The organism is Paenibacillus albicereus (assembly GCF_012676905.1).
Classification (GTDB): domain Bacteria; phylum Bacillota; class Bacilli; order Paenibacillales; family Paenibacillaceae; genus Paenibacillus_O; species Paenibacillus_O albicereus.
Map to the genome: position 1 here is coordinate 4,458,747 of NZ_CP051428.1, position 22,097 is coordinate 4,480,843.

Sequence of the window (22,097 nt, forward strand, 5' to 3'; positions counted from 1 at the left end):
TATCATCCTCCGTTGACGGTGATCGATCGGGTCGCGGCGGCGTGCAGCAGCCGGCTGAGCGCGAGCAGGACGAGCACCCAGATCCCCTGCTCCAGCAAGGCGAGCGCGTACTCCGGGTGCCCGTACTCCTTGGACGTGATGATCGTCAGCGGGATGTGATAGATCGCCTGGAACGGCAAGTAGCTGCAGAACGTCTGGAAGCCTGCCGGGAAAAAGCTCATCGGCACCATCGCGCCGGACAGGAACAGCACGAGCACGTCCTTGGCCGTGCAGATGCCCCAGATGGATTCCGTGTAGAAGGAGCACAGTCCGATCATGTAGTCGATGAAGAACGAGAGCAGCAGGGCGAGCATGACCGACACGAGGAAATAGAGCAGGTTGACGCCGATCTGAAGGCGCGTGTCGAAGACGAACAGCAGCACGAGCAGCGTCGGCAGCGAGATCGTCAGGAAATTGCTGAATACCGCGCCGACCGCCTCGAACAGCTTGTTCAGCTGGTAGTCGAGCGGCTTGGTGAAGCTGGTGATGATGTCGCCGCTCAGGATGTTCGCGGCCATGAACCATTCCGTATACACCTGATACATCGTGAACAGCGAGGAAGCGAGCGCCAGGTAGGCGAACGCTTCGTTGAACGTCATTCCGTTCAGCATCCCCCGTCCCTCGTAGACCGCCATCCACAGGAAATAGATGACGGTCACATAGATGAGGTTGCCGAAAAACGTGAACAGGAACGTGGACCGTCGCGAGACGCGCGTCATGAAGCTGCTTCTCGCCAGGGCGAAATACCGGACCGTATTCATGCGAGCGCCCCTTCGTAGATGTCCTTGACGATCTTGTCGATGCTGATCTCCTCGATCTTGATGTCCTGGATCGGATACAGGCTGCCCAGGTAATGGAGCACCTCGATGAGCTGCACCTGCTCCTGGTTCAGCGTGACGTGGAGCCAGCCTTCCTCGCCGGGCTCCATCTGAATCGCGTCCGGCCGGCTGAACTGCCCGTGGACGCCCGCGGCCAGCTGGTCCATCGCCAGCAGCTGGGCGGGATCGAGCTGGATCTTGAGCGTGCGGTGGGCGCCGAACATCTGGGTAACCCGGGCGATGCTGCCGTCGTACACGACGGCTCCCTTGTCGATCACCACGATCCGCTTGCAGAGCGCCTCGATGTCGCTGAGGTCATGGGTGGTCAGGATGATCGTCGTCTTCTTCAGCTGGTTGAGAGACTGGATGACCTGCCGGATGCGCGTCTTGACCGAGATGTCGAGGCCGATCGTCGGCTCGTCGAGGAAGATGACCTTGGGATCGTGCAGGAAGGCGGCCGCCACGTCGCACAGCATCCGCTGGCCGAGCGAGAGGTAGCGGACCGGCGTGGAGTACAGCGCCTTGAGGTCGATCAGATCCTCGAACAGCCCCATGTTCCTCGCGAACTCCGCCTTGTCGACCTGATAGATCTGCCGCAGGATCTTGAACGACTCGATGACCGGCAGATCCCACCACAGCTGGGTGCGCTGGCCGAACACGACGCCGATCTCCTGCATGTTGCGCGCGCGGTTCTTCGTCGGCACCCGGCCGTTGACGGTCAGCGTGCCCGAGCTCGGCTTCAGCACCCCCGTCATCATCTTGATCGTCGTCGACTTGCCCGCGCCGTTGGGCCCGACAAAGCCGACGATCTCGCCCTCATCGATCTCGAGCGACAGCCCCTTCACCGCCTCCACGACCCGATAGTCCCGGGAAAACAGGTCGCGGAACGCGCCGCCCAGCCCTTCGGAGCGATTCAGCACCTGATAATTCTTCTTCAAGTCCACCAGCTTGATCATCGTCATACCGTCTCCACCTTGTTCATCGTCCTTTTGTAAGCCGCCATCAGGAGCATCGCCAGCGCGGCCGAGCCGCCCGCGAGGTACACGGTCGAGCTGATCGTCTGCGTCGCCAGATAGAGCAGCATGCCGAGCACGACGCCGAGCACATGGCCGATGTTCTCGGAGAAGACGACATCCTGCTTGGACAGCTCCTGATAGCGGCTATTGATCTTGGTGATGCAGAATACGGTGCCGCCGCCGAGGCCCGTCGCGATCCACAGCGCCACGACGAGCGGACCGTTGTCGATCTGCCAGGCCATGAGCAGCAGCACGAGGCTGAGGAACAGATGGCCGCCGAGGAAATAGCGGAAGTAGCGCTCCGCCCTCAGGAAATGCGAGATGCCCGTGTAGGTGATCCAGCCCAGGACGAAAAAGATGCCGACCCAGATGGAGGAGCCGCTCGGAACGGCCTGCCACAGAAGGATGATGACGAAGTAGGCATAGCTGAAATAGTGGATCTGATGGATAATCATCACCCAGCTCAGAAACCGTACTTTCGGCCGGATGAGCTTGGCCCGCTCGAACGTCCACGGCACGGCCGCCGCGATGACGGCCAGCAGCAGCGCGGCTCCGGCGCTGACCGCCGCTCCGGTGAACGGAGCCGCCAGGAAGCCGAGGATGCGGAACGAGCGCTTGATCGTCGTCCCGACGTTCTCCTTTTGGATGGACCGCAGCGACTGGATCGCGACCGCCATCAGCGCGTAGCCCGCGAACAGGTACGCATACGTGTCCGGCTGGTAATGCGCCAGCCCGAGCAGGACCGCCGCTCCCGCGGCGCTGAGCAGCGTCAGGGCGCGGTTGATGCGGATCGGATTGGGCACGAGATTGCCCAGCTGGTAGGCCAGGCCGATGCCGATGATCGCGAACAGGCCGAGCCCGAGCTCGATCGCATACAGGATGCCGCCGAGCTCGACCGCTCCGGAGAGGAGGCTGAGGAACAGAAAGATCGCCCGATTCACCGCGCTCCTCCGCCTTCCTGGCCGACGAGGCGCTGCCCGCGCCGCTCCAGCAGCTTCTGGTTCAGCTCCGTATAGTAGCAGGTATGCCACAGCGCCGTCGCTTCCGTGTCGTACTTGGCATGCATGTAATCGCGCTTGCGTTCGAAATCGCGCTCCCGCTCCTCCGGATCGGCCTGGCGGCTCTCGTCTTCCTTATGCGGATAATGGAGGCTCTCCGCCTCCCGGCTCAGCGCGAAGTCGACGCCGTCCCGCTCCAGCGCCAGCCCCAGATCCGTATCCTCGCCGCCCCAGGTCCGGTAGAACTCGTCGAACAGCCCGACTCGGAAGAGCGTCTGCGTGCGGACGGAGACGTTGCCGCTCCAGAAGATCACCCAGGCGGCCGGCCAGGCGGACAGGTCGTCTCCCAGCTCCCGGTAGAGCGGCTCGCGGACGTCCGTGAAGCCTCCGCTGCGGATGCGCGCCAGCGCCTCGTCGACGCCGCTGGCCGCCAGGTCCTGCAGGACGGACTCCTCGAAGCTCTCGTCCTCGAAGCCGTAGATGTAGCCGATGACCGCGACTTCCTTGCCCGCCGCCTCATGCGCGTCCAGATGCGCCTGCACGGCGCGGCTGCCGAGCAGGATGCCGCAGTCCACGAACAGGCAGAGCGGCGCTTCGGCCGCGCGGATGCCCAGATTGCGGGCCTGTCCGGCGCGGAAGCCTTCGTCTTCTTGCCGGACATAGCGGAGATGCAGCCGCTGCGCCCAGCCTTCGAGCAGCTGCTCCGTACCGTCGCTGGAGCCGTCGTCCGCGACGATGACTTGAATCTCGTCCCGTTCGAGCGACTGCGCCTCGATCGACTCCAGCGTGCGGTGCAGCGCTTCTTTCCGGTTGTAGGTCGGTATGATGATGCTCACTTTGTATCCGCTCATGGCTTATCGTCCTCCCGCGTTCATGCTTGCTGCTTCCTGCGCCTGCCCGCCCGGCCGCCTCCCGGCCGCAGGCGGCTTGCTCGACCCGGCCGGGGCCCACGCCGGCACGCCGCGCGCGTCGATCCAGCGCATCGACCGTGCCCATACCCGGCGCTGCAGCAGCCGGAGCGCGCCCCTGCGCAGCGCTTCCCGCAGGCCAGGCCGGCGGGCGGGCGGGCGCCGGAAGTCCTTGCCGATGGAATATTCCCAGGCGAACCGCTTCCGGAAATACGGCAGCTCCTCCTCGTGCAGCAGATACGAATAGTACACGCCGACGAATATCCGCACCTGCTGCTTGATCCATTCGCGGTACCCGGTCGCGACATGGAAGCGGAACACCGAGCCGGCCGGCTTGACGATCGAGCTCGTCCCGTCCGCCTCATAGCGCTCTTTGCCGAGCAGCGCGTAATGGTTGCCGATGAAGCCGTCGTCGGCGATGCCCGTCGCATCGTCGGGATAGCGGGGAAACGTCCGCAGGAACGCGCCCAAGCTGCCCCCGAGGCAAAATTCCGGCTTGTCCGTATGCGGCAGGAACGGCAGCAGGAACAGCTGCTGCAGGCAGCCGCTCCACAGCGCCTTCGGCCAGCTCCCCCGCTCTTCCCTCAGCTGGCGGAGCGGCTTCGCCTCGGCGACGAAGTTCGAGCCGACCAGCACCGGGATGCCGAGCCGCCGCTCCTCCCGGACCAGCGCGTCCAGGTTCAGCTCCAGGGACCCTTTGTCCAGCCGGATGTCGTCGTCCAGAAAATGAAGGATCGCGCAGCCGAGGCTGCGCGCGCGATCGGCGATCGCGTTCAGCGCGGCGTTCTTGCCGGCCTCGGGCAGCTCCAGCCACTCCCCGTCCACCTCGTCATGACGGGCGTAGAACTCCCGGATGGCCTGGCGGGAGGCTCCGCCGTCGTCCGTGCCGTTCAAGCCGACGATCAGCACCGGGCGGTAGCGGGGCGACAGCGCCGCCAGCTCCTGCGCGATCCGCTCCAGCGAATCGGCGATGTAGGCGGAGCTGTCCATCGTCGGGATGCCGACGGCGACTTTCCAGCTCTCACTCAGCCTTCTCTCCTCCTTCCGGGGGATGCTCCGCCGGTTCCGCCGGCGGCTCGGCCGGACGGCCGTAGATCAAGCCCAGCATTTCGTTCAACCACACTCCGGCATCCTTGTTCGAACGGTGAATGTTCTCGTTGATGAGCCTGATCTGTTCGTCGGACAAAAGAGAACGTGGCTTTTTCATCCGCAACCCCTGCCTTTTCGAACGGAATCGGTTCCGGCGCGGCTATGCGCCCAGCCAGCGATAGCGGTTCTCCCCGTCCACGACGAGCTTGTCGACGTCGTGGAGCTCGGTGAACAGCAGATCCTGGTCCCAGAACCCGGCCAGCGCATCCAGGTAATCCGCCCGGACGACCGGGAACTGCCTCCGCAGCCGGTCCGCCAGTTGGCTGAACCGGAGCGGCTTGCCTCCCGCCTGCTGGACCGCTTGCCAAAAATGATAGCCGGTCGGATAGTTGTAGCCGCGCTCGCAGTCCGACCAGTCGTTCAGCCATAGATGGTACAGGCCGCCTTCGCAGGAGAAGCCGACGCCCGTCTCGGCCGCGATGTCGCGGGCCATGCGGTAGAGCCCCTCCCGGTACGCATAGCTCGGCACCGCCGCGCGCAGCAGCTCTTTAGTCCCTTCCTTGAAATACAGCCGCTGGAACGCCTCGACCATGTCGGGCCGGAACGCTTCCAGCCGCGACCGGAACAGCGACCAGGTGAGCGGGTTGAGCTTCATCACCCCGAAGAAGATGTTCGTCGTGCCGGCTGCGGCGATCTGCTGGAACAGGGGGCGAATGCTGGCCTCGGTCGCGGAGAAGAAGGGCACGACCGGATTGACGAACACATAGGTGGGGATGCCGGCCGCGTTCAGCGTCCGGAGCGCCTCCAGCCGCTTGGCGGTCGACGGGGACTTCGGCTCCAGGAACGCCTTGTACTCCGCCTCCGTCCCGGTCGCCATCGTGATGCTCATGCCGACGGCGGCCTTTCCCTCCGCCGCGAGCCGCGACAGCAGGTCGCGGTCGCGCACGACGAGGTCGGACTTGGTCAGGATCGTCGCCGGGATGCCCTCCCGGACGAACGTTTCCAGCGTCGCGCGGGTCAGCTTGTACTTGCTCTCGATCGGCTGGTAGCAGTCGGTGATCGTGCCCAGGTCGACGAATTCCGGCCGGTAGTCCTTCTTGCGCTTCATCGCGGCGATCTGCTTGTCGAGCGCCTGGACCGCGTTTTCCTTGACGAAGATTTTCGTGCCGAACTCCTGCGGCGTCGCGCCTTCGTTGAACTTGTGGATATAGGGGGCGTAGCAGTACGGACAATCGAACACGCAGCCGCTGTACAGGTTGGCCGTCAGGCGGATCGAATACGTCCTCATCGTGAACAGCGTCTCCTTCATGCGGTTGAGGAGCGTCTTGCACTCTTTTTCGATGTACGTTACGGGTGTCGTCACGCGCGTTCCTCTCCTTTGCGGACTGGAGTTGGAGCCTATTGCGCCGCGCCTGCCGGCACGGCCGGAGAAGACCATTGCTCGCGCGCCGTGCGGAGCGCTTCCATATCCGGGGATGCGAACGTCTCGCTGTCGATATAGAGCGGGCAAGCCGGATCGACGCTGTCCATGGCCGCCAGCAGCTGCTCCTTCGTGACCTCTTTTCCCTTGAGCTGATAGACCGAGCGGATGTGGTTGGCCGCGGCCGCGATGCGGTTGCCTCCGGAGCAGCCGACGGAGCAGCCCTTGCAGCGGATCTCCTTGCGGCAGTAACCGTCGACCAGGTCCTGGATGCCGCCATGCTCCCGCAGGATCGACTCGAACGTCATGTTCTCGTCGAGCAGCGACGACTTGGCGAGCTTGTCCCATGGCTCCACCGTGCACCAAGGGTCGAAGAAGATGCGCCCGATCGGATCGATGCCGAGCGAGGCTTTGCGGTCCGGATTGCCGAGATTGCCTTCGTAGTATGTATTGCGCTCCAGCAGCAGCGCCGTATAGATCGATTCGATGGAGTGATGGAGATGCACGTTCATGCCCAGCTCCTCGTTCGTCTCTACGATGCGGGTGAGCAGCCGGAAATAATCCTCCTTGGAGGGGAGCAGGTCGTCCTTGCTCCAGAACCGGCCCACCTGCATCGCGCGGTGCACGCTGTAGTTCTGGATGCCTTGCTCATGGAGATAGCGCATCAGAGCGGGGATTTCGTCGAGGTTGTTTTTGGTCGGCACCGTGGTGATGTCGAGCTTGCGCTCCAGCTCCTCGTCCTGGAGCATGTCCCGGATGAGGGCCATCGACTTCTCGAACGAGTTGCCGCCCTCGACGGTGCGGCGCCATTTGTTGTGGTACTGCTCCATCCCGTCGATGGAGATTCCGATGTAGGACACATAAGGCGAAATCTCCTTCATGTCCTCCACCCGCACCCTCGTGCCGTTGGTGTTCATGCCGACGGAGTCCGGGCCGAACATCTCGGACGCCGCGCGCAGGATCTGCTTCCAGTCCGGCCGCAGCGTCAGCTCGCCGCCGCCGAAGTCGATGAAGAAGTCCATGCCCGGCCGCGTGTCGACATATTCCTTGATCTTGCCCAGGATCTGCATGACGCCCTCATGGCTCGATCCGTGCTGCTCCATCGTGATGTCCTTGCCTTTCTTGTAGGCGATCGCGCTGACGCAGCAGCCCGGGCAGGCCTGATTGCACATATACGTCAGGTCGTACACGATCGACAGGCCTGTCTTGGCCTCTCTCGCCTCGAAGCGCTTCAATAAATGGTTCCTCAGCAATTCCCCTTGCCGCTTGGAGATGGAATGCAGATAGCTCAAGTCCATGACGTCCGCTCCTTTTGTTCAAATTCGTGCCTGACGTGATGGGGTACGAATTCGGCCGACCGCCCTCCTTTCTTAAACTCCATTAATGGTATCAATATCGTCGGGTTTTCTTGAAGGGGAACTATCTTTCTCCGTAGGATAAAATCATCCTAATTTTGTCATTGAATGGAGGAAATCCTAGAAATGAGCCCCGGCACCAAATCATTTTCCCCCTTCCCTCCGCTTCCTGAAAAGGAAGGTTTTGCAACTTTCGACATAAAAAAAGCCCCGAATCGAATTCGGGGCTTTTGCAGCCTTTTGGATCGCTCGGCGCCTCAGGGGCGGGCGAGGCTTAGAAGCACGTCGGCGGCATGGCCGGCGACCTTGACGCCGCGCCATTCCCGGACGAGGCGTCCTTCCTCGTCGATCAGGAACGTCGAGCGCACGACGCCCATGTACTCGCGGCCGTACAGCTTCTTGAGCTGCCAGACGCCGTACGCCTCGGCCGCCGCATGGTCCGGATCGGACAGCAGCGGGAAGCTCAGGCCGTGCTTGGCGCGGAAGTTGCCGTGCGACTTGACGCTGTCCGGGCTGATGCCGAGGACGGCCGCGCCCGCGCCTTCGAACGCCGGCATACCGTCGCGGAAGTCGCACGATTCCTGCGTGCACGCCGGCGTGTTGTTTTTCGGATAGAAGTACAGGATGACCTTGCGGCCCCGGTAGTCGGACAGCGATACGTCCGGCTTGTCCGCTCCGGAGGCGGCCAGGGTGAAGTCCGGCGCAAGCTCGCCGAGCGTGAGATCAGGCATGGGTTCAGCTTCCTTTCGCATCGATCCGGCTACGGCTCAGGAGCCGGCTCCCCGATAGCGCTTGACGCCGTGGTTCCACACGAGCATGCCGAGCGTCATGAACACGATGCCCATGACGGGCGTCAGCAACGCCAGCTGCGCCAGGCCGTCGCCATGGTCTCCGAGGAAGTAGGAGGCCGGGATGACGCCGACGAAGGCGAACGGGATGAGCCAGGTGAGCATGAAGCGGATGATCTTGTTGTAGATGTTGATCGGGTAGCGTCCGTAGTTCTGGATGTTGTACATGAGCGGCAGGATGCCGGTCGGCGCGTCCGAGTAGAAGGAGATCGCCGTCAGCGCCGTATACAGGCCGCCGTAGACGAGCACCGCGCCAGCGACGAGCAGCAGCATGACCGGGATGTCCCAGAATTCCAGCGGCAGGCCGAGCTCGACCCAGCAGCTCGCCATGATGACGATGCCCGCCAGGGAGCCGATGAGCGACGGCGGGTCCATGTTCTCGAGCGTCACCTGGAACCAGTTGTGCGCCGGGCGCGTCAGGACGCGGTCCATCTCGCCCTTGGTGATGTAGCGGTCGCTGAAGTTCCACAGGTTGAAGAACGTGCCGAAGATGCCGTACGGCACCATGAAGAAGCCGTAGACGAACACGACCTCCGCCTCGCTCCAGCCGCCGAGCGTCGGCGTGTGCTGGAAGACGATCAGGATGAACACCAGGTTGACCGCCTGGAAGCTCAGGTCCGCCAGCACCTCGATCCAGAAGTCGGCGCGGTACGTCAGCTTCGTCTTGGCGTAGTTCTTGAAATAATCCCAGAACAGCGACAGGTAGAACAGCGCTTTTTTCATGATGTGATTACCCTCCCTGCACGAACAGGCGGCGCCGCGCCGCCCGCCAGACGAGCGCGATCGGAATGAGCAGCAGCGCGAACCAGAGCAATTGAATTCCCAGGACGCCCGGGATCTCGCCGGCCGGCGTGCGTCCGGTGAACACCGAGCTCGGCAGGTAGGTGATCGCCTGGAACGGCAGCCACTTCATCGCCTCGCCGAGCCAGCCCGGAAAGAAGCTGATCGGCACGATGACGCCGGAGAACAGGTCGACGGCGACGCGCTTGAGGCGCATCATGCCCTCGCTGCTCTCCACGAAAAACGCCGCCAGCCCGGTCAGGATGTTGATCTGCGAGTTGATGAGGAAGGCGAAGAACAGCATGACCAGATAGACCGCCCATGTCGCCGGGTCGGTCGGCAGGCGCACCGGGAACAGCAGGCAGGCGAGCGCCATGCCGGGAATCATGAACAGCAGGAAGCGGAACAGCCCTTCCCCGAAGCCCTGCATCATCTTGACGACGAGATAATTGTACGGACGGATCATCTGAATCGCCACGCTGCCGTCGCGGATCTCGTTGCTGATCTCCCGGTCGAGGTTGTTGAAATAGAACGCGCGAGCCATCCACGACACCGCGACATACGTCGTCATCTGCCCGATCGTGAAGCCGGCGAGCGACGTCTGTCCTCCGTAGATGGCTCCCCACAGAAAGTAATAGGCTCCAATATTGATGGCATAAATAATGATCCCGCTGTAATAGTTGACGCGGTAAGCGAGCATCATCAGGAACCGGATGCGGATCAGATCCGCATAAGCGCTACCCACGGCGGATCGGCTCCTTTCCGGAGGCCGGGTTGCCGGAAGGCGGGCTGCCGGCCTCGGGCTCGGCCGCTCCGGCGTCCGAGCCCGGCGCGTCCGGCTTGGGATCGGCAGCCGTCAGGACGTCCTCGCCCTCAAGGTCCGGCTCGTCCAGCGCGTCGCGGCCCGCCGGCTGCGAAGGTCCCGCATGCGGCTCGCGGCCGTCCGGGTCCGCAGCGTCCCCGGCCGCGTGCGCGAGCCGGCCCGGCGCGCCGGCCGGGGCTTGGCCGTCGACGGCTGCCTCGCCGGCGGATGCGGCGCCCGCCGCATCCTGTGCCGCTACGGCGTCCGCTTCCGCTTCCGCCAGCTCCGCCGCACGGGCGCGCCCTGGCGAGGCCGCGTCGCCGGACTGGTAAATTTCGCGGACGATGTCGTCCGTGTTGGTCTCGATGATCTTCATGTCGCGGATGTCGAGGCGCGACTCGCCGACGACGCGGGCCAGCGCGTCGGCCACCTTGACCTCGTGCGGCAGCCACATCGCCGCCGTCACGTCGCTGTCCGCGCGCCAGCTGACGCCCGGCAGGCCTGCGGTGAGCTCCGCGAGCTGCCCCGTCTTGACGCGCTCGCCGAACTGGAACACGATCTCGCGGCCGCGGCTCCAGCGGCTCTTGAGCTCGTCCAGCGCGCCGTCGTAAATGATGCGCCCGTCGTCGAGCATGATGACGCGCGTGCACAGCGCCTCGATGTCCTGCAGGTCATGCGTCGTCAGCAGGATCGTCGTGCCGTGCTCGCGGTTGAGCTGCTTGAGGAAATCGCGGATCTCGGTCTTGACGACGATGTCGAGGCCGATCGTCGGCTCGTCGAGGAACAGGATCGACGGATTATGCAGCAGGCTCGCCACGATCTCGCAGCGCATCCGCTGGCCGAGGCTGAGCTTGCGCACGGGCCGGTTCAGCAGCTCGCCGAGCTGCAGCCGCTCGGTCAGCTCGTCCAGCCGCTTGCGGTAGTCCGATTCCGGCACCTTGTACACCTTGCGCAGCAGCTGGAACGATTCGACAACGCCGATATCCCACCACAGCTGCGAGCGCTGGCCGAACACGACGCCGATCCCGCCGACAAACTTCTCCCGTTCCTTATGCGGCACGAAGCCGTTGACCCGCAGATGGCCGGACGTCGGGACGAGGATGCCGGTCAGCATCTTGATCGTCGTCGACTTGCCCGCTCCGTTCTCTCCGATATAGCCGCAGATTTCCCCTTTGGGAATTTCGAAGGAGATGTCCTTGACGGCGGCGACCTCCCGATACTCCCGCTTGAACAAATCCTTGAGGGCGCCGGAAAGCCCCTCTCGATTCTTTTGAACGCGGAACTGCTTGCGCAGCTCGCGCACTTCTATGGCCGGCATGGTGCTCATGGCGTGCTCCTCTCGTAAGGCGACTCGACATTTCCCGGGAAATGGATGCGGATTTCCCGCCTCTTGCGGCAAAGCTTGCGTCCTGCCGACCCCGGATTTATAATTTTATGATATGTTACGACAGCTTAGGGAAGCAAGCGACGGGATCATTGCCGGATGCCCGGCGCTGCATGGCGCTTCCTCGCCGAGCAAACGCGGACGCCGCTGCGGACGGTGCGGCTGAAGTCGATTTCCGCCGTCAGGCTTCAAGAATCCTCGGCCGATGCCGATTTTGTACGAAGCAGCTTTTAGATGGGAAGGGAGCTATCACCTCCGGATGGAAAGCAGAAAAGATCGGCACGGCACGGGACGCGGCAAGACCGCCGGCCCCAAGCCTCCGAAGGCTAAAAAGAAGCGCCGCCCCTGGCTCTGGTCGCTGTTCGCGGTCATGCTCGTCATGGCCGGACTGGTCGCCTACTTCATCGTCGACAATTACAATGCCCTGAACAATCTCCAAAAAGACCCGGAGAACTCCATCTTCGATCAATTCGAGAACAACGCCGAGCTGGAGCAGCCGCCGGAATGGGAAGGCACCGAGCGCGTGAACATCCTGTTCATGGGCGGCGACGGACGGGGCAAGAAGACGACCACGGAGCCGGCTCGCTCCGACTCCATGATGATCGTATCGATCGATCCCGTCACCAAGAAGGCCCATCTGTTCTCGCTGCTGCGCGACACCTGGGTCGACATTCCCGGCCGCGGGCAAGGCCGCGCCAACGAGGCGATCGTCCTCGGCGGCTACAAGCTGAGCATGCAGATGATCTCCGAGCTGACGGGCCTGGAAATCCAGTATTACATCTATACCGAGTTCGAGGGCTTCAAGTCGCTCGTCGACGCGATCGGCGGCATCAACATCGATGTCGAGAAGGACATGAAATACACCGACAACGCCGACGGCAACCGCTACGACATCAATTTGAAAAAGGGCTACCAGGAGCTGAACGGCGACCAGGCGCTGCAGTACGTGCGCTTCCGCCATGATGCGACGAGCGACTTCACGCGCACGGAGCGCCAGCGCAAGTTCCTGAGCGCCGTCGCCGACAAGATGCAGAATCTCGGCAATATCACCCGCCTCAGCACGATCATCCGCGAGGTGAGCCCGTTCGTGGAGACGAACCTGTCCGCGACCGACATGGCCAAGCTCGGCCAGCTCGGCTTCGGCCTGCAAAATGCCGGCACCGCGCAGCTCCCGCCGAGCCATCTGCTCGCCGACGAGCGCGTCGGCGGCGCCTCGGTGCTCGCGATCACGAGCGAGGACCAGCTGCGCGACTACGTGCAGGAGGTGCTGGCGGAGGATCAGAACGCGCCTGCGCGGTCCGCCTCGCCGGGCGAGAACGCCGCGTCGAACGCGGCCTCGCCGTAACCGTCCATTCCTTTTACGCCGGGAGAGCAGCTGTCTGCTCTCCCTCTTTCGTGCTCTGCCGTCACGGCCCACATCCCAAGACCGATCAGGAGGTCCTACCCACATGTCCAACCCATCCGCCAGCCGCTTCGCCGTCCCCGGCGCCTCCCGCGCCCGCAGCGAGGCGCTCCATGCCGAAGCGCTTCAGCACATCGTCGGCGGCGTCAACAGTCCGAGCCGCTCGTTCAAGGCGGTCGGCGGCGGCGCGCCCGTCGTCATGAAGCGAGGCCAAGGCGCCTATTTCTGGGATGTCGACGACAACCAGTACATCGATTATCTGTGCGCCTACGGCCCGATCATCGCCGGCCACGCGCATCCGCATATCACGGAGGCGATCACGCGCGCGGCCGCCAGCGGCACGCTGTACGGGACGCCGACGGAGCTGGAGATTCGGCTAGCGCGCATGCTCAAGGACGCGATTCCTTCGCTCGACAAAGTGCGCTTCGTCAACTCCGGCACGGAGGCGGTCATGACGACGATCCGCGTCGCCCGCGCCTATACCGGCCGGTCCAAGATCATCAAGTTCGCCGGCTGCTACCACGGCCACTCCGACCTCGTGCTCGTCGCCGCAGGCTCCGGCCCGTCCACGCTCGGCATCCCCGACAGCGCCGGCATCCCGCAGTCGATCGCGAGCGAGGTCATCACGGTGCCGTTCAACGACATCGACGCCCTGAAGGCCGCGCTGGAGCGCTGGGGCGACGAAACGGCGGCGGTGATGGTCGAGCCGATCGTCGGCAACTTCGGCATGGTCATGCCGAAGCCCGGCTTCCTCGAGGAGCTGTGCCGCCTGACCCGCGCGGCCGGCGCCGTCGTCATCTATGACGAGGTCATCACCGGCTTCCGCTTCCACTACGGCACGGCGCAGACGTTCGGCGCGTTCCCGGACCAGGCGGCCATCGAGCCGGACCTGACGGCGCTCGGCAAGATCATCGGCGGCGGCTTGCCGATCGGCGCCTACGGCGGCCGCAAGGACATCATGGAGCAGGTCGCTCCGCTCGGCCCTGCTTATCAGGCCGGCACGATGGCCGGCAACCCGGCCTCGATCGCCAGCGGCATCGCCTGCCTGGAGGTGCTGCAGCAGCCGGGCGTCTACGAGCGCATGGACCGGCTGGCGGCCGGCCTCGCGGACGGCCTCGCGGACCTGGCGTCGCGCCACGGCGTGCCGCTCACGGTCAACCGCATCCGCGGCTCGTTCTCGACGCATTTCTGCGAGCATCCGGTGACGAACTACGACGAGGCGCAGGATACGGACGGCGAGGCGTTCGCGCGGTTCTTCCGCCTCATGCTGGAGCGCGGCGTCTGCCTCGCCCCGTCCAAGTACGAGGCCTGGTTCCTGACGACCGCCCATACGGAGGAGGACATCGCCCGCACGCTCGAGGCCGCGGCCGAGGCGTTCGCGGAGATGGGACGCTAGGGCGTATAGCGACGGCGGCGCGGCGGATCGGAACGGCTGGCGGCATTCGACACGGAAGCCGCTTCGCGAGCAGGGTCCACGGTTCAGCACTAGAGCCGTTCCGCGGACGGATCCTCCTTCCGATTCCGCTGAAGCCCAGATTCCTCTGATCTCCCTTTCCGAAACGGAAGGAATCCGGCCTTCAAGGGAACCGCTGCCGCTTCTACAGGAGGATTCCGTCCTCTCCGCTTCTGTGCGCTCAACCCCCGGCATGATTGCTCGGAATTTCCTCGCTTAGAACCTGGACCAAGCACCAATTCGACGGGTAAGTGCGTTTTTCCCTCGCCTAGACCTCGGAGCGAGCACCCGAATGAGAACTAAAGGGGGCCGTGACGCCAGCCCTTCCGTTCTCCGCAATTCATAGGGCTTTTCAGGAGATCGGACGAGAGCGAAGTCACTTACAGCAGGTCAGGCGCTTTTCGTCATTCCGATGACCGCTAATGCTGTTTAGCGGTCATGGCTTAGAGTAATGAAAAACCGCGCCGCGAAGCTACAATCATCACTAAGGAGGCATTATTAGGTGATAATAAACTGGAAAGTTACTGTCCTCATTATTACTGGTCTCCTGATTATTGGTTTCATAGCTGCCGGGCTCTACATCAATACTATTGGCCTTAACAATGTGAAGCTTATGTATGAACTTAACAACAATAAGGGTGCCATTCTTAAAATGGAATCTGAAGGTGAATATCTGACAAAAGCGAATCACAAAAGCGAAAAGCTCAAAAATAAAATGAACAGTGAAGGCTGGACTTTTGTAAATCAGGAAGGTGCCGGTTATTTCTTTGAGAAAAATGGTCAAGAAATAATTATCACTACAAGACAAATATGGAATCGTCACTTTGTCGTTTATAAGGTCACTGATAATGTTCTAGACTTATCTACATAGAAATCACGGCATCACAATAACAAGGGGCTATCTATAGATAGCCCCTTGTTATGTTCTATTGGTCTACGAGATCCATTTCGTATCCGTAAACGTTGTATTCTGCGCTATACCACGTGCTCAATTTTCAAAAAAGGAAAGATCGAGAGAGACTGACCTCGGCGCTCGGGCAATTCTTCAGTTTAACCTTTCTCGTAAACCGAAAAAGCTATTCTTTTTGTAACTACAGAATGGCTTTTTTCGTTTTGGGGGTATTCGAAAGTTTGAGCTGGATGAGCATGTGGAGCTACCCCTACAAGGGTAACGTCGACAATTAACCGGCAGCGAGGAAGGGCGCGCGGGGCGAGGCAGATAATTAAACAGCAAAAAGCGGCACACGAAAAAAATGTACCGTTTTTTTCTGTCCTCCCAACGGAGGGGATTCTTCCGCCCGTTTCAGCTTTTTCTGAGTTGCTAGTTTACGAAACATAGTAGATTATGTATTGTCAGCGAGCGAAGCGGACCCTAGGACCGCTTGAAAAAGTCCTCTTCGTACAAAAAGCGGAGCCGCTGCCGGCTCCGCTTTTTGTCGTCCTCGCTCTCGTACCCATGATCCGCACTTCAGCGAATCATGCCCGCCCGCTCGCGCTGCCGCTCGATCTCGGCGATCAGCTGCGGCTCGGGCGCCTGCCAGCCCGCCGGCTTGGCGACCTTGCCCTGCTCGTTGTAGATCGGCTTGCCGTCCGGACCGAGCTTGGCCATATTGGCCGCATGCACGATCTCGAACAGTTGCTGCGGCTCCACGCCCATCTCGACGAAGGTGCCGAGAGCAAAGTACATCAGGTCGATCAGCGCATCCGCCTGATCCTCGACCGTCTCGGCCGCGAGGAACTCGGAAAGCTCCTCGGCCATCCAGGAAGCCCGGGCTAGCGCCCTGCCGCCATCGCCCCGCACGGAGGCAGCCTTCATCCTCCCTGCCAGCTCCTCCACGGCCGCAGCCGCCTGACGGGAAGCATCCCCTTCGCCTCGGACAGCCATCGACGGCCCTTCCGCCACTGGCGCCCCGAACGCCGCGTGGAACGCTTTGACTTGCTCGTAATGCTTGTTCATCTCTTCCCCAATCCCTTCGCCCATGTTCTGTCCATTGTAGCATCAGGAAGCAAGCGTCGATGAGCTCCACCGCGAAAAAAGAGGCGTCCGTCCGGAACCCCTCTATGGAGTCGAACGGCGCCTCCCTTGCCTTGCATGAAGCAAGCCCAATCCCAGCTCGTTGCTTCGCCTCGTTAAGGGTCAACCTGCCGATTCTTCGACGCGGTTAAGCTTCACCCGTTCACGATGGCGACCGCAAAGCCGTCGTAGCCTTTGCCGCCCACCGTCTGCAAAGCTGCCGCCGACAGCCGGGGATCGGAACCCAGCTGCTCCAGGAACATGCGGATGCCCTGCACGCGAGGATCGGTGCTCTTGCCGTCGATGACCTCGCCGTCCCGCACGATGTTGTCGGCGACGATGACGGTCCCGGGTCGGGAAAGCCGCAGCGCCCGCTCCAGATAGGCCGGATTGTTCGGCTTGTCGGCATCGATGAAGATGAAGTCGAACGGCTCTTCTCCCGCCGCGATCAGCTCGTCCAGACGGTCCAGCGCCGCGCCTTGCCGCACCTCGACGAGCCGCTCCAATCCGGCCCGACGCAGGTTGCCGCAGGCGAGCTCCGCATGCTCCGCCTCGAGCTCGAGCGTCACCAGCCGGCCATCTGCGGGCAGCGCGCCCGCCAGCCAGATCGTGCTGTAGCCGCCAAGCGTGCCGATTTCCAGCACGCGCCGCGCCCCGCTCATGCGCGCGAGCAGCTGCAGCAGCTTGCCTTGGCCGCGCGAGACGTCGATGGCCGGCAGTCCCGCCTCGCGGTTCGCCTGCAGCGCCGCGTCCAGCGCGGCGGCTTCCGGCTCGCGCCCGCACAGCTTTTCCTCCAGATAGCGGTCGACATCCTTCCAGATCTGTTTCATTTCTGCCCTCTCCTTTGACGCCGAGTTGGAGCCGGGGCTCCATGTCCTAAAGGTATGCGAAAGCAATCGATAAGTATAATAGAAGATAGTCGGGAATTCATAAGCTGACGCAATCAATGCCGACAGCTGAATATTTTCAATAAGCCGGAAGATGTCCTATTCGGCGCTTATGATGAAGCTCAATCCATTCAAGGAGCTGAGCCTATGGAACGAAAAGTCATTCTCGACCTGGCTGTTACGCTGGACGGATTCATCGAAGGCCCACAAGGAGAAATAGACTGGTGCATCATGGACGCCGATATGGGAATCCTGGGATTCTTGGAGCGGATCGACACGATCCTCTACGGGAGAAAGAGCTACGAGCTCTGGGGAGAGTACGCATTGCCGGCCGACTCGCCGCCGAGCGAGAAGGAACTGTGGGCGGCCGTCCACAGCAAGGAGAAGCATGTCTTCTCCAGGAGCTGGAGCAAGACGGAGTCGCGAGCGGTCTCCGTCCACGGTTCCGTCCGCGAGGAAGTGCTGGCGCTCAAGCAGAAGCCGGGAAAAGACATCTGGCTCTACGGCGGAGCCAGCCTGATCTCCACCTTCATCGAGCAAGAGCTCGTGGACGAGTACCGGCTGTCGGTCCACCCGGTCGCGCTCGGAGCAGGCAAGCCGCTGTTCACGGACATGAAGCAGCGGCTGGAGCTGGAGCTGATCGAGGCGAAGACATTCTCCTCCGGCGTCGTCCAGCTCCTCTACCGCAAGAAGGGAGCCTAGGCACAAGGCGGCCGCCCGAGCGCGGCAGGAATCCTTCGCCCGGAGTCGAATGCTACGGCGAGAGGACGGTGCGACGATGTACATCTGGCAAGGAAGCAACGTGCGGCTGAGGCCGATCGAGCCCGAGGACTGGGAGCTTTTCCATGACAACGACCTGGACTCCGAAGGAGCGCGCGCGGCGGATGCCGTGTACTTTCCCCGGTCGGAGGAAGGCACCCGCCGCTGGGCGGAGAAGAAGGCCGAGGAGGAGCCGCAAGGCGACAACATCTCGCTCGCGATCGAAACGCGGGAGGGCGAGCTCGTCGGCAGCATGGACGCGCATCACTGCGAGCCTCGCGACGGCAGCTTCCGCTACGGCATCGCGCTGTTCCGCCCGCATTGGCGCAGAGGCTACGCGTCGGAGGCGGTCCGCCTTCTGCTCCGGTACTACTTCCACGAGCTCCGCTACGAAAAGGCGACCGCGCACGTGTACGCCTTCAACGAGCCGTCGATGCGGTTCCAGGAAGCGCTCGGCTTCCGGCTGGAGGCCAGGCTGCGCGAGCAGATCTTCACGAACGGCCGCCGGCACGACGAGCTCATCTACGGCATGCTGCGGCGGGAATTCGATGCGCGCTTCGAAGAAGCATGAGAAAAAGCGAAGAGCCGCCCCTCGTTCCACGGAACGAAAGGCGGCCCTTCGGCCCTTATCCCGATCGCTACATGCCGCTTGCGGCCGTTGCCGATACGCGCCGCATCAGCGTCGCCGTGCCAGCCTTGCGGCCAGCGCCGCGATCGTCCGGCCGATCCGGGATCGGCTCCATCGGCCAGCCGGCGCTTCCGGCTGCAGCTCGCGAACCCATGCTCCGCTCCGTTCGTTCCTCCCGTACTCCTCCTGCCGGAACTGCTCCAGCTTTTCCGCCACATACGGCTCCACCATCCTGCTCCCATCTCCCATCCGATCTCATGCTCCAAGGGTATGCGGGAGAGATTGATAAGTATAATATAAGATTGAGCCGAATTCATAAGCAGCAGAGATGAATAGAGCACAAGGAGGAAGCATTCGATGAACCTGCACGCTTTGCGCCTGTTCCGCCATGTGGCCGATACGGGCAGCGTCACCCGAGCTTCCGAGCGGGTGAGCATCAGCCAGCCCGCGATCACGTCGCAAATCCGCAAGCTCGAAGGCGAGCTCGGCGTCCGGCTGCTGGAGCCCGACGGACGCGGCATCCGGCTGACCGACGCCGGCCGTCAGGTCGACGAGCTGGCTCGGCGGCTGTTCGCCGTGGAGCAGCAGATCGAGCGGCTGGCCCATGGCTACGCGGAAGGCAGCCGCGGCCAGATCCGGCTCGCCGCCACCTATCTGCCAGCCAATTACCTGCTCCCGGCCTGGCTCGCCCGCTTCCGGCAGCGGCACGAGGACGTCGAGCTGAGCGTGCGGACGACCAACTCGAGCGAGGCGATGCGGCTGCTGCTCGCCATGGAGGTCGACCTGGCGCTGTACGGCGGCTTGCCCGAGGCTCATCCGGCGGAAATCCGCGCCGAGGAGCTTTTTCGCGACGAGCTCTGGTTCGTCGTCTCCTCCTCGCATCGCTACGCCGGCCGCCAGGTGCCGCTGGAGCGGATGATGGCGGAGCCGTTCGTGCAGCGCGAGCCGGGCAGCTCGACCCGCGAGCGGCTGCTGGCGCTGTGCCGTACGCACAGCGTACCTGAGCCGACGATCTCGCTGCAGTTCAACGGCCTGCATGAATCGATCCGCGCCGTCTCCGCCGGGTACGGGGCCAGCTTCGTCTCCTCGCTCGTCGTGCGCGAGGCGGTGCGGCGGGGCGAGCTGAGCCGGGTCGAGATCGAAGGGGTGCAGCTGCACAACAGCATCGCTCTCTGCACCCGGAGGGGCGAGCCGCTGCCTCCGGCGGCGGCCGCTTTGGCCGAGCTGATCCGCAGCAGCGGCGCGGACGGCGGCAAGAGCGGCGGCTGACCGGCCGCAGCGAGCGCTGATCGGCCAGCGGGCGGCAGCACGAGCGAGGGCTAGGCGAGCGGCGGCGAGGCGTTGCCGAACTGATGGATGCCGAAGCGCGTCACGGTGGAGCCGAGGAGCGCTTCGCGCAGCGGATGCAGGCTTGGCGTCAGGCGCAGCTCAATGCCGGAGGCGGCCAGCCTTTCCAGCAGTCCCGTCATCCGGGTTACGGAGGACGGGACTTTTTCCACTCGGGAAATGGAATAGCCCGCGATCTCGTCGAACCGCTCGAAGCCGTCCGCCGGCAGCTCGTAGCGGTACAGCGCCGCCGACTGGATGCGCTCCAGCCAGCCGGACTCGACCGCCATCACCGCCGGCGCGGAGGTCGTGCCGAAGAAGCGCCGCTCGTCCTCCGCCGACATGCCCTCGCTCCTCCAGTAGACGATCCTCGGGCAGGCGCGCGGCACCCAGAACGTGAACTCCCGCTCCTCGTCGACCGCCCACACGACCGGCGGCAGCTCCGTCCGGTTCGCCTTCACCCGGGGGCGGAACACGTCGATGCCGCTCTCCTCGCTGAAATGATAGAGCTTCCTGATCGTCGCCCCCCCTTTCTCCAGATGGCCTTGGCGAGCGCGAACGCCGCCATGAGCGCCAGCGTCAGGGCAAGCAGCGTCAGAACGAGCAATGACGGCTCGACGGAGACGACGAACAAGCTGGAGTCCTCGTAGTCGAACGAGTCGGGGACGGCGGCCATCCGCCGCGCCCAGGCCCAGACCGCCAGGCCGAGCAGCGCCTGCGCCGCCAAGGCGAACAGCAGCGCCTGCAGCATCGTCTTCCTCATTGGACGGCCTCCGCGTCGCCGCTATCATGCCTTCTCAGGTTCATGCTTGTCCCTCGCTACCCGCGTCGTCTCGTTGCAAGAACTCATCCAGCTTGGACACGACCACTCGCAGCATACCCAGGGACTGAGCGAGCGAGCGGCTGCGGTCCTGGCGGATCATGCGGCAGCGGATGTCCGTCCCCCAAGAGGACGGAGCGTGAATCCATTCCATTTTCATGAAGGCGCCTCCTTTTTGTGTCGTCAGAACGAAATCATCCCGCCGCGCTCGTCGAAGACGGCGGTCGGGTTCCAAGCGATCTCCCACACGTTGCGCTCCGGGTCGGCGAAATAGGCGATCCGCCCTCCCCAGACGGCGTCACAGGGCTCTCGCAGCACCTCCGCCCCGGCTTGACGGACCGCCTGCAAGGCCGCGTCCACCTCTTCGCGTCGATCGACGTTGACGGCCAGCGTCACGGGGCGGTACGCCCCCGGTTGCTCCGGCAGCTGGATGCCCGCGTCCCGGGCCAGCTCGGCTGCCGGATACAGCGACAGCAGCACGCCGGCCGTGCGGAAGACGGCATAGGCATCCGAGCTGACCGGCAGCTCCTCCCAGCCGAGGCTGCGGTAGAACCGCCGAAGCTTGGGCAGCTCATAAGCGCCCAGCGTAATCAGGCTGACTCGTTGCGGAATCATGGCTTCTCCTCCTTGGTTCTGGTGGAATTCGTCGGTCGCCTCCGCAGCTCCTCCTCCATCCACTCGGACAGCGCCGCTTCTCCCCGGCCGCCGGACGACGAGCCGTTCAGCACGAGATCGGCATGCCGGCGGGCTCCAGCCGGAGCCTGACAGCCGCTCGTGCAGCCGGCGGGCAAGCGTCGTCTTGCCGCTGTCTGTACCTCCGGCGATGCCGATCGCAAGCGCTTTCACTTTTTCTTTCTCCCTCCGTCCTATCCCTCGTCATCTCCACATATGCTATACCAGCAAGTCCGCTTCGACAACCTGCCGAGAGGGGATATGACGAATGCCGACCATCCTGCTTCAACTCTCCTATCTGGTGCTGCTCGTCTGGGCCGTCTACAGCTTCGTCCAGGACTTGAAGGTGTCCCGCAAGGACTGGCTGGTGCTGCTGCTTCATCTGGCCGTCGCAATCATCTCGCTGAACTGGCTCCTGGATTCGCTCGGGTATAAGCTCTGACCCACGAGCCGGCAGCTTGGCCCCGGCAAAGGCAAGCCGAAAAACCGTTTCCCCCGCCGAGCGCGGGCGGAAACGGTTTTGTTATTATCGGCTGAGGCGAAGAGGCGCGCGGGGCGCGCATCCACGCCCGTTTTTGCCCCTGGATCGGCGAGCCGCCGCAGCGGATGGACATCCAAGTCCGTTTTTGCCCCTGGCTCGTAGCAGCTGGCGGGAGGATGGCGGAAGGCGGCCGGCTCG

Annotated in this window: 25 protein-coding genes and 1 pseudogene; 7 read left to right on the forward strand and 19 right to left on the reverse strand. The window is 63.3% G+C overall.

Annotated features, from left to right (window positions below; genetic code table 11):
* Positions 1 to 2 precede the first annotated feature (2 nt).
* From HGI30_RS20000 to HGI30_RS20055, 12 genes and pseudogenes are all read right to left on the reverse strand, one after another.
* Entirely contained in the window at positions 3 to 800 is a 798-nt protein-coding gene (locus HGI30_RS20000; protein WP_168909127.1) for an ABC transporter permease, read from the reverse strand.
* Positions 797 to 1,819, reverse strand: a complete 1,023-nt coding sequence (locus HGI30_RS20005) for an ABC transporter ATP-binding protein (protein ID WP_168909128.1) — start codon at positions 1,817 to 1,819, stop codon at positions 797 to 799. Before HGI30_RS20005 ends, HGI30_RS20000 begins: the two co-directional genes overlap by 4 nt.
* Positions 1,816 to 2,814 carry a hypothetical protein gene (locus tag HGI30_RS20010; RefSeq protein WP_168909129.1) on the reverse strand — a complete coding sequence of 333 codons (999 nt, stop codon included), beginning with the start codon at positions 2,812 to 2,814 and terminating at the stop codon, positions 1,816 to 1,818. Before HGI30_RS20010 ends, HGI30_RS20005 begins: the two co-directional genes overlap by 4 nt.
* Positions 2,811 to 3,722: a glycosyltransferase gene (locus HGI30_RS20015; RefSeq protein WP_168909130.1), complete on the reverse strand. Its 912-nt coding sequence runs from the start codon at positions 3,720 to 3,722 to the stop codon at positions 2,811 to 2,813. Before HGI30_RS20015 ends, HGI30_RS20010 begins: the two co-directional genes overlap by 4 nt.
* Positions 3,723 to 3,725: 3 nt before the next feature.
* The gene (locus tag HGI30_RS20020; RefSeq protein ID WP_168909131.1) at positions 3,726 to 4,769 is read right to left on the reverse strand and encodes a glycosyltransferase family 2 protein; all 1,044 of its coding nucleotides are present in this window, start codon (positions 4,767 to 4,769) and stop codon (positions 3,726 to 3,728) included.
* A gap of 31 nt (positions 4,770 to 4,800) precedes the next feature.
* Positions 4,801 to 4,986, reverse strand: coding sequence for a hypothetical protein (locus HGI30_RS20025; protein WP_168909132.1), 186 nt, complete (start codon positions 4,984 to 4,986; stop codon positions 4,801 to 4,803).
* A 42-nt stretch (positions 4,987 to 5,028) separates the two neighbouring features.
* Positions 5,029 to 6,231 carry an SPL family radical SAM protein gene (locus HGI30_RS20030; RefSeq protein ID WP_168909133.1) on the reverse strand — a complete coding sequence of 401 codons (1,203 nt, stop codon included), beginning with the start codon at positions 6,229 to 6,231 and terminating at the stop codon, positions 5,029 to 5,031.
* A gap of 35 nt (positions 6,232 to 6,266) precedes the next feature.
* Positions 6,267 to 7,586 carry a radical SAM protein gene (locus HGI30_RS20035; RefSeq protein WP_168909134.1) on the reverse strand — a complete coding sequence of 440 codons (1,320 nt, stop codon included), beginning with the start codon at positions 7,584 to 7,586 and terminating at the stop codon, positions 6,267 to 6,269.
* Positions 7,587 to 7,900: 314 nt separating this feature from the next.
* Positions 7,901 to 8,374: a peroxiredoxin gene (locus HGI30_RS20040; protein ID WP_168909135.1), complete on the reverse strand. Its 474-nt coding sequence runs from the start codon at positions 8,372 to 8,374 to the stop codon at positions 7,901 to 7,903.
* A 36-nt stretch (positions 8,375 to 8,410) separates the two neighbouring features.
* On the reverse strand, positions 8,411 to 9,202 hold the full coding sequence (locus HGI30_RS20045; RefSeq protein WP_168910002.1) for an ABC transporter permease: 792 nt from the start codon (positions 9,200 to 9,202) through the stop codon (positions 8,411 to 8,413).
* 19 nt (positions 9,203 to 9,221) lie between these two features.
* Positions 9,222 to 10,016 carry an ABC transporter permease gene (locus HGI30_RS20050; protein ID WP_168909136.1) on the reverse strand — a complete coding sequence of 265 codons (795 nt, stop codon included), beginning with the start codon at positions 10,014 to 10,016 and terminating at the stop codon, positions 9,222 to 9,224.
* 319 nt (positions 10,017 to 10,335) lie between these two features.
* A pseudogene (locus HGI30_RS20055) lies at positions 10,336 to 11,391 on the reverse strand (ABC transporter ATP-binding protein); the annotation flags it as partial.
* Between the two features lie 325 nt (positions 11,392 to 11,716).
* Here HGI30_RS20055 and HGI30_RS20060 point away from each other — a divergent pair.
* The 3 genes from HGI30_RS20060 (at position 11,717) to HGI30_RS20070 (ending at position 15,183) form a co-directional block, all read left to right on the forward strand.
* Positions 11,717 to 12,802 carry an LCP family protein gene (locus HGI30_RS20060; RefSeq protein WP_235680213.1) on the forward strand — a complete coding sequence of 362 codons (1,086 nt, stop codon included), beginning with the start codon at positions 11,717 to 11,719 and terminating at the stop codon, positions 12,800 to 12,802.
* Positions 12,803 to 12,905: 103 nt separating this feature from the next.
* The gene (locus HGI30_RS20065) at positions 12,906 to 14,255 is read left to right on the forward strand and encodes a glutamate-1-semialdehyde 2,1-aminomutase (RefSeq protein ID WP_168909137.1); all 1,350 of its coding nucleotides are present in this window, start codon (positions 12,906 to 12,908) and stop codon (positions 14,253 to 14,255) included.
* A gap of 559 nt (positions 14,256 to 14,814) precedes the next feature.
* A complete protein-coding gene (locus HGI30_RS20070) occupies positions 14,815 to 15,183 on the forward strand; it encodes a hypothetical protein (RefSeq protein WP_168909138.1) in 369 nt (122 codons plus the stop codon).
* A gap of 597 nt (positions 15,184 to 15,780) precedes the next feature.
* Here the strand turns inward: HGI30_RS20070 and HGI30_RS20075 are convergent.
* Positions 15,781 to 16,269 carry a pyrophosphohydrolase domain-containing protein gene (locus tag HGI30_RS20075; protein WP_168909139.1) on the reverse strand — a complete coding sequence of 163 codons (489 nt, stop codon included), beginning with the start codon at positions 16,267 to 16,269 and terminating at the stop codon, positions 15,781 to 15,783.
* Positions 16,270 to 16,481: 212 nt separating this feature from the next.
* A complete protein-coding gene (locus HGI30_RS20080) occupies positions 16,482 to 17,156 on the reverse strand; it encodes an O-methyltransferase (RefSeq protein ID WP_168909140.1) in 675 nt (224 codons plus the stop codon).
* Positions 17,157 to 17,360: 204 nt separating this feature from the next.
* Here HGI30_RS20080 and HGI30_RS20085 point away from each other — a divergent pair, with 204 nt between their 5' ends.
* Positions 17,361 to 17,915, forward strand: a complete 555-nt coding sequence (locus HGI30_RS20085; protein ID WP_168909141.1) for a dihydrofolate reductase family protein — start codon at positions 17,361 to 17,363, stop codon at positions 17,913 to 17,915.
* A 76-nt stretch (positions 17,916 to 17,991) separates the two neighbouring features.
* Positions 17,992 to 18,543 (forward strand): GNAT family N-acetyltransferase, encoded by a 552-nt coding sequence (locus tag HGI30_RS20090; protein WP_235680214.1) that lies wholly within the window; start codon positions 17,992 to 17,994, stop codon positions 18,541 to 18,543.
* Positions 18,544 to 18,648: 105 nt separating this feature from the next.
* On the opposite strand, the gene HGI30_RS20095 is transcribed toward HGI30_RS20090, so the two are convergent.
* Positions 18,649 to 18,831 carry a hypothetical protein gene (locus HGI30_RS20095; RefSeq protein ID WP_168909143.1) on the reverse strand — a complete coding sequence of 61 codons (183 nt, stop codon included), beginning with the start codon at positions 18,829 to 18,831 and terminating at the stop codon, positions 18,649 to 18,651.
* A gap of 126 nt (positions 18,832 to 18,957) precedes the next feature.
* On the opposite strand from HGI30_RS20095, the gene HGI30_RS20100 reads away from it, so the two are divergent.
* Entirely contained in the window at positions 18,958 to 19,869 is a 912-nt protein-coding gene (locus HGI30_RS20100) for a LysR family transcriptional regulator (RefSeq protein WP_168909144.1), read from the forward strand.
* 50 nt (positions 19,870 to 19,919) lie between these two features.
* Here HGI30_RS20100 and HGI30_RS20105 read toward each other — a convergent pair whose 3' ends face one another.
* From HGI30_RS20105 to HGI30_RS20120, 4 genes are read right to left on the reverse strand one after another with little or no spacing between them, the layout of a single operon-like run.
* A complete protein-coding gene (locus HGI30_RS20105) occupies positions 19,920 to 20,402 on the reverse strand; it encodes a DUF6886 family protein (RefSeq protein ID WP_235680215.1) in 483 nt (160 codons plus the stop codon).
* Positions 20,384 to 20,689 carry a hypothetical protein gene (locus HGI30_RS20110; protein WP_168905844.1) on the reverse strand — a complete coding sequence of 102 codons (306 nt, stop codon included), beginning with the start codon at positions 20,687 to 20,689 and terminating at the stop codon, positions 20,384 to 20,386. Before HGI30_RS20110 ends, HGI30_RS20105 begins: the two co-directional genes overlap by 19 nt.
* A 40-nt stretch (positions 20,690 to 20,729) precedes the next feature.
* Complete coding sequence (locus HGI30_RS20115) at positions 20,730 to 20,906, reverse strand: hypothetical protein (RefSeq protein WP_168909145.1); 177 nt, start codon at positions 20,904 to 20,906, stop codon at positions 20,730 to 20,732.
* A 23-nt stretch (positions 20,907 to 20,929) separates the two neighbouring features.
* Complete coding sequence (locus HGI30_RS20120) at positions 20,930 to 21,592, reverse strand: VOC family protein (protein WP_235680216.1); 663 nt, start codon at positions 21,590 to 21,592, stop codon at positions 20,930 to 20,932.
* Between the two features lie 94 nt (positions 21,593 to 21,686).
* On the opposite strand from HGI30_RS20120, the gene HGI30_RS20125 reads away from it, so the two are divergent.
* A complete protein-coding gene (locus HGI30_RS20125) occupies positions 21,687 to 21,860 on the forward strand; it encodes a hypothetical protein (RefSeq protein ID WP_168909146.1) in 174 nt (57 codons plus the stop codon).
* The last annotated feature ends 237 nt before the right edge of the window (positions 21,861 to 22,097 follow it).

What these genes read in the sequence shown, in the direction of transcription:
- HGI30_RS20005 (WP_168909128.1), bottom strand. Translation starts at nt 1,819, where the DNA reads ATGACGATGATCAAGCTGGTGGACTTGAAGAAGAATTATCAGGTGCTG.
- HGI30_RS20075 (WP_168909139.1), bottom strand. Translation starts at nt 16,269, where the DNA reads ATGAACAAGCATTACGAGCAAGTCAAAGCGTTCCACGCGGCGTTCGGG.
- HGI30_RS20015 (WP_168909130.1), bottom strand. Translation starts at nt 3,722, where the DNA reads ATGAGCGGATACAAAGTGAGCATCATCATACCGACCTACAACCGGAAA.
- HGI30_RS20110 (WP_168905844.1), bottom strand. Translation starts at nt 20,689, where the DNA reads ATGAGGAAGACGATGCTGCAGGCGCTGCTGTTCGCCTTGGCGGCGCAG.
- HGI30_RS20000 (WP_168909127.1), bottom strand. Translation starts at nt 800, where the DNA reads ATGAATACGGTCCGGTATTTCGCCCTGGCGAGAAGCAGCTTCATGACG.
- HGI30_RS20035 (WP_168909134.1), bottom strand. Translation starts at nt 7,586, where the DNA reads ATGGACTTGAGCTATCTGCATTCCATCTCCAAGCGGCAAGGGGAATTG.
- HGI30_RS20085 (WP_168909141.1), top strand. Translation starts at nt 17,361, where the DNA reads ATGGAACGAAAAGTCATTCTCGACCTGGCTGTTACGCTGGACGGATTC.
- HGI30_RS20095 (WP_168909143.1), bottom strand. Translation starts at nt 18,831, where the DNA reads ATGGTGGAGCCGTATGTGGCGGAAAAGCTGGAGCAGTTCCGGCAGGAG.
- HGI30_RS20080 (WP_168909140.1), bottom strand. Translation starts at nt 17,156, where the DNA reads ATGAAACAGATCTGGAAGGATGTCGACCGCTATCTGGAGGAAAAGCTG.
- HGI30_RS20115 (WP_168909145.1), bottom strand. Translation starts at nt 20,906, where the DNA reads ATGAAAATGGAATGGATTCACGCTCCGTCCTCTTGGGGGACGGACATC.
- HGI30_RS20025 (WP_168909132.1), bottom strand. Translation starts at nt 4,986, where the DNA reads ATGAAAAAGCCACGTTCTCTTTTGTCCGACGAACAGATCAGGCTCATC.
- HGI30_RS20065 (WP_168909137.1), top strand. Translation starts at nt 12,906, where the DNA reads ATGTCCAACCCATCCGCCAGCCGCTTCGCCGTCCCCGGCGCCTCCCGC.
- HGI30_RS20060 (WP_235680213.1), top strand. Translation starts at nt 11,717, where the DNA reads ATGGAAAGCAGAAAAGATCGGCACGGCACGGGACGCGGCAAGACCGCC.
- HGI30_RS20125 (WP_168909146.1), top strand. Translation starts at nt 21,687, where the DNA reads ATGCCGACCATCCTGCTTCAACTCTCCTATCTGGTGCTGCTCGTCTGG.
- HGI30_RS20100 (WP_168909144.1), top strand. Translation starts at nt 18,958, where the DNA reads ATGAACCTGCACGCTTTGCGCCTGTTCCGCCATGTGGCCGATACGGGC.
- HGI30_RS20090 (WP_235680214.1), top strand. Translation starts at nt 17,992, where the DNA reads ATGTACATCTGGCAAGGAAGCAACGTGCGGCTGAGGCCGATCGAGCCC.
- HGI30_RS20040 (WP_168909135.1), bottom strand. Translation starts at nt 8,374, where the DNA reads ATGCCTGATCTCACGCTCGGCGAGCTTGCGCCGGACTTCACCCTGGCC.
- HGI30_RS20020 (WP_168909131.1), bottom strand. Translation starts at nt 4,769, where the DNA reads ATGGACAGCTCCGCCTACATCGCCGATTCGCTGGAGCGGATCGCGCAG.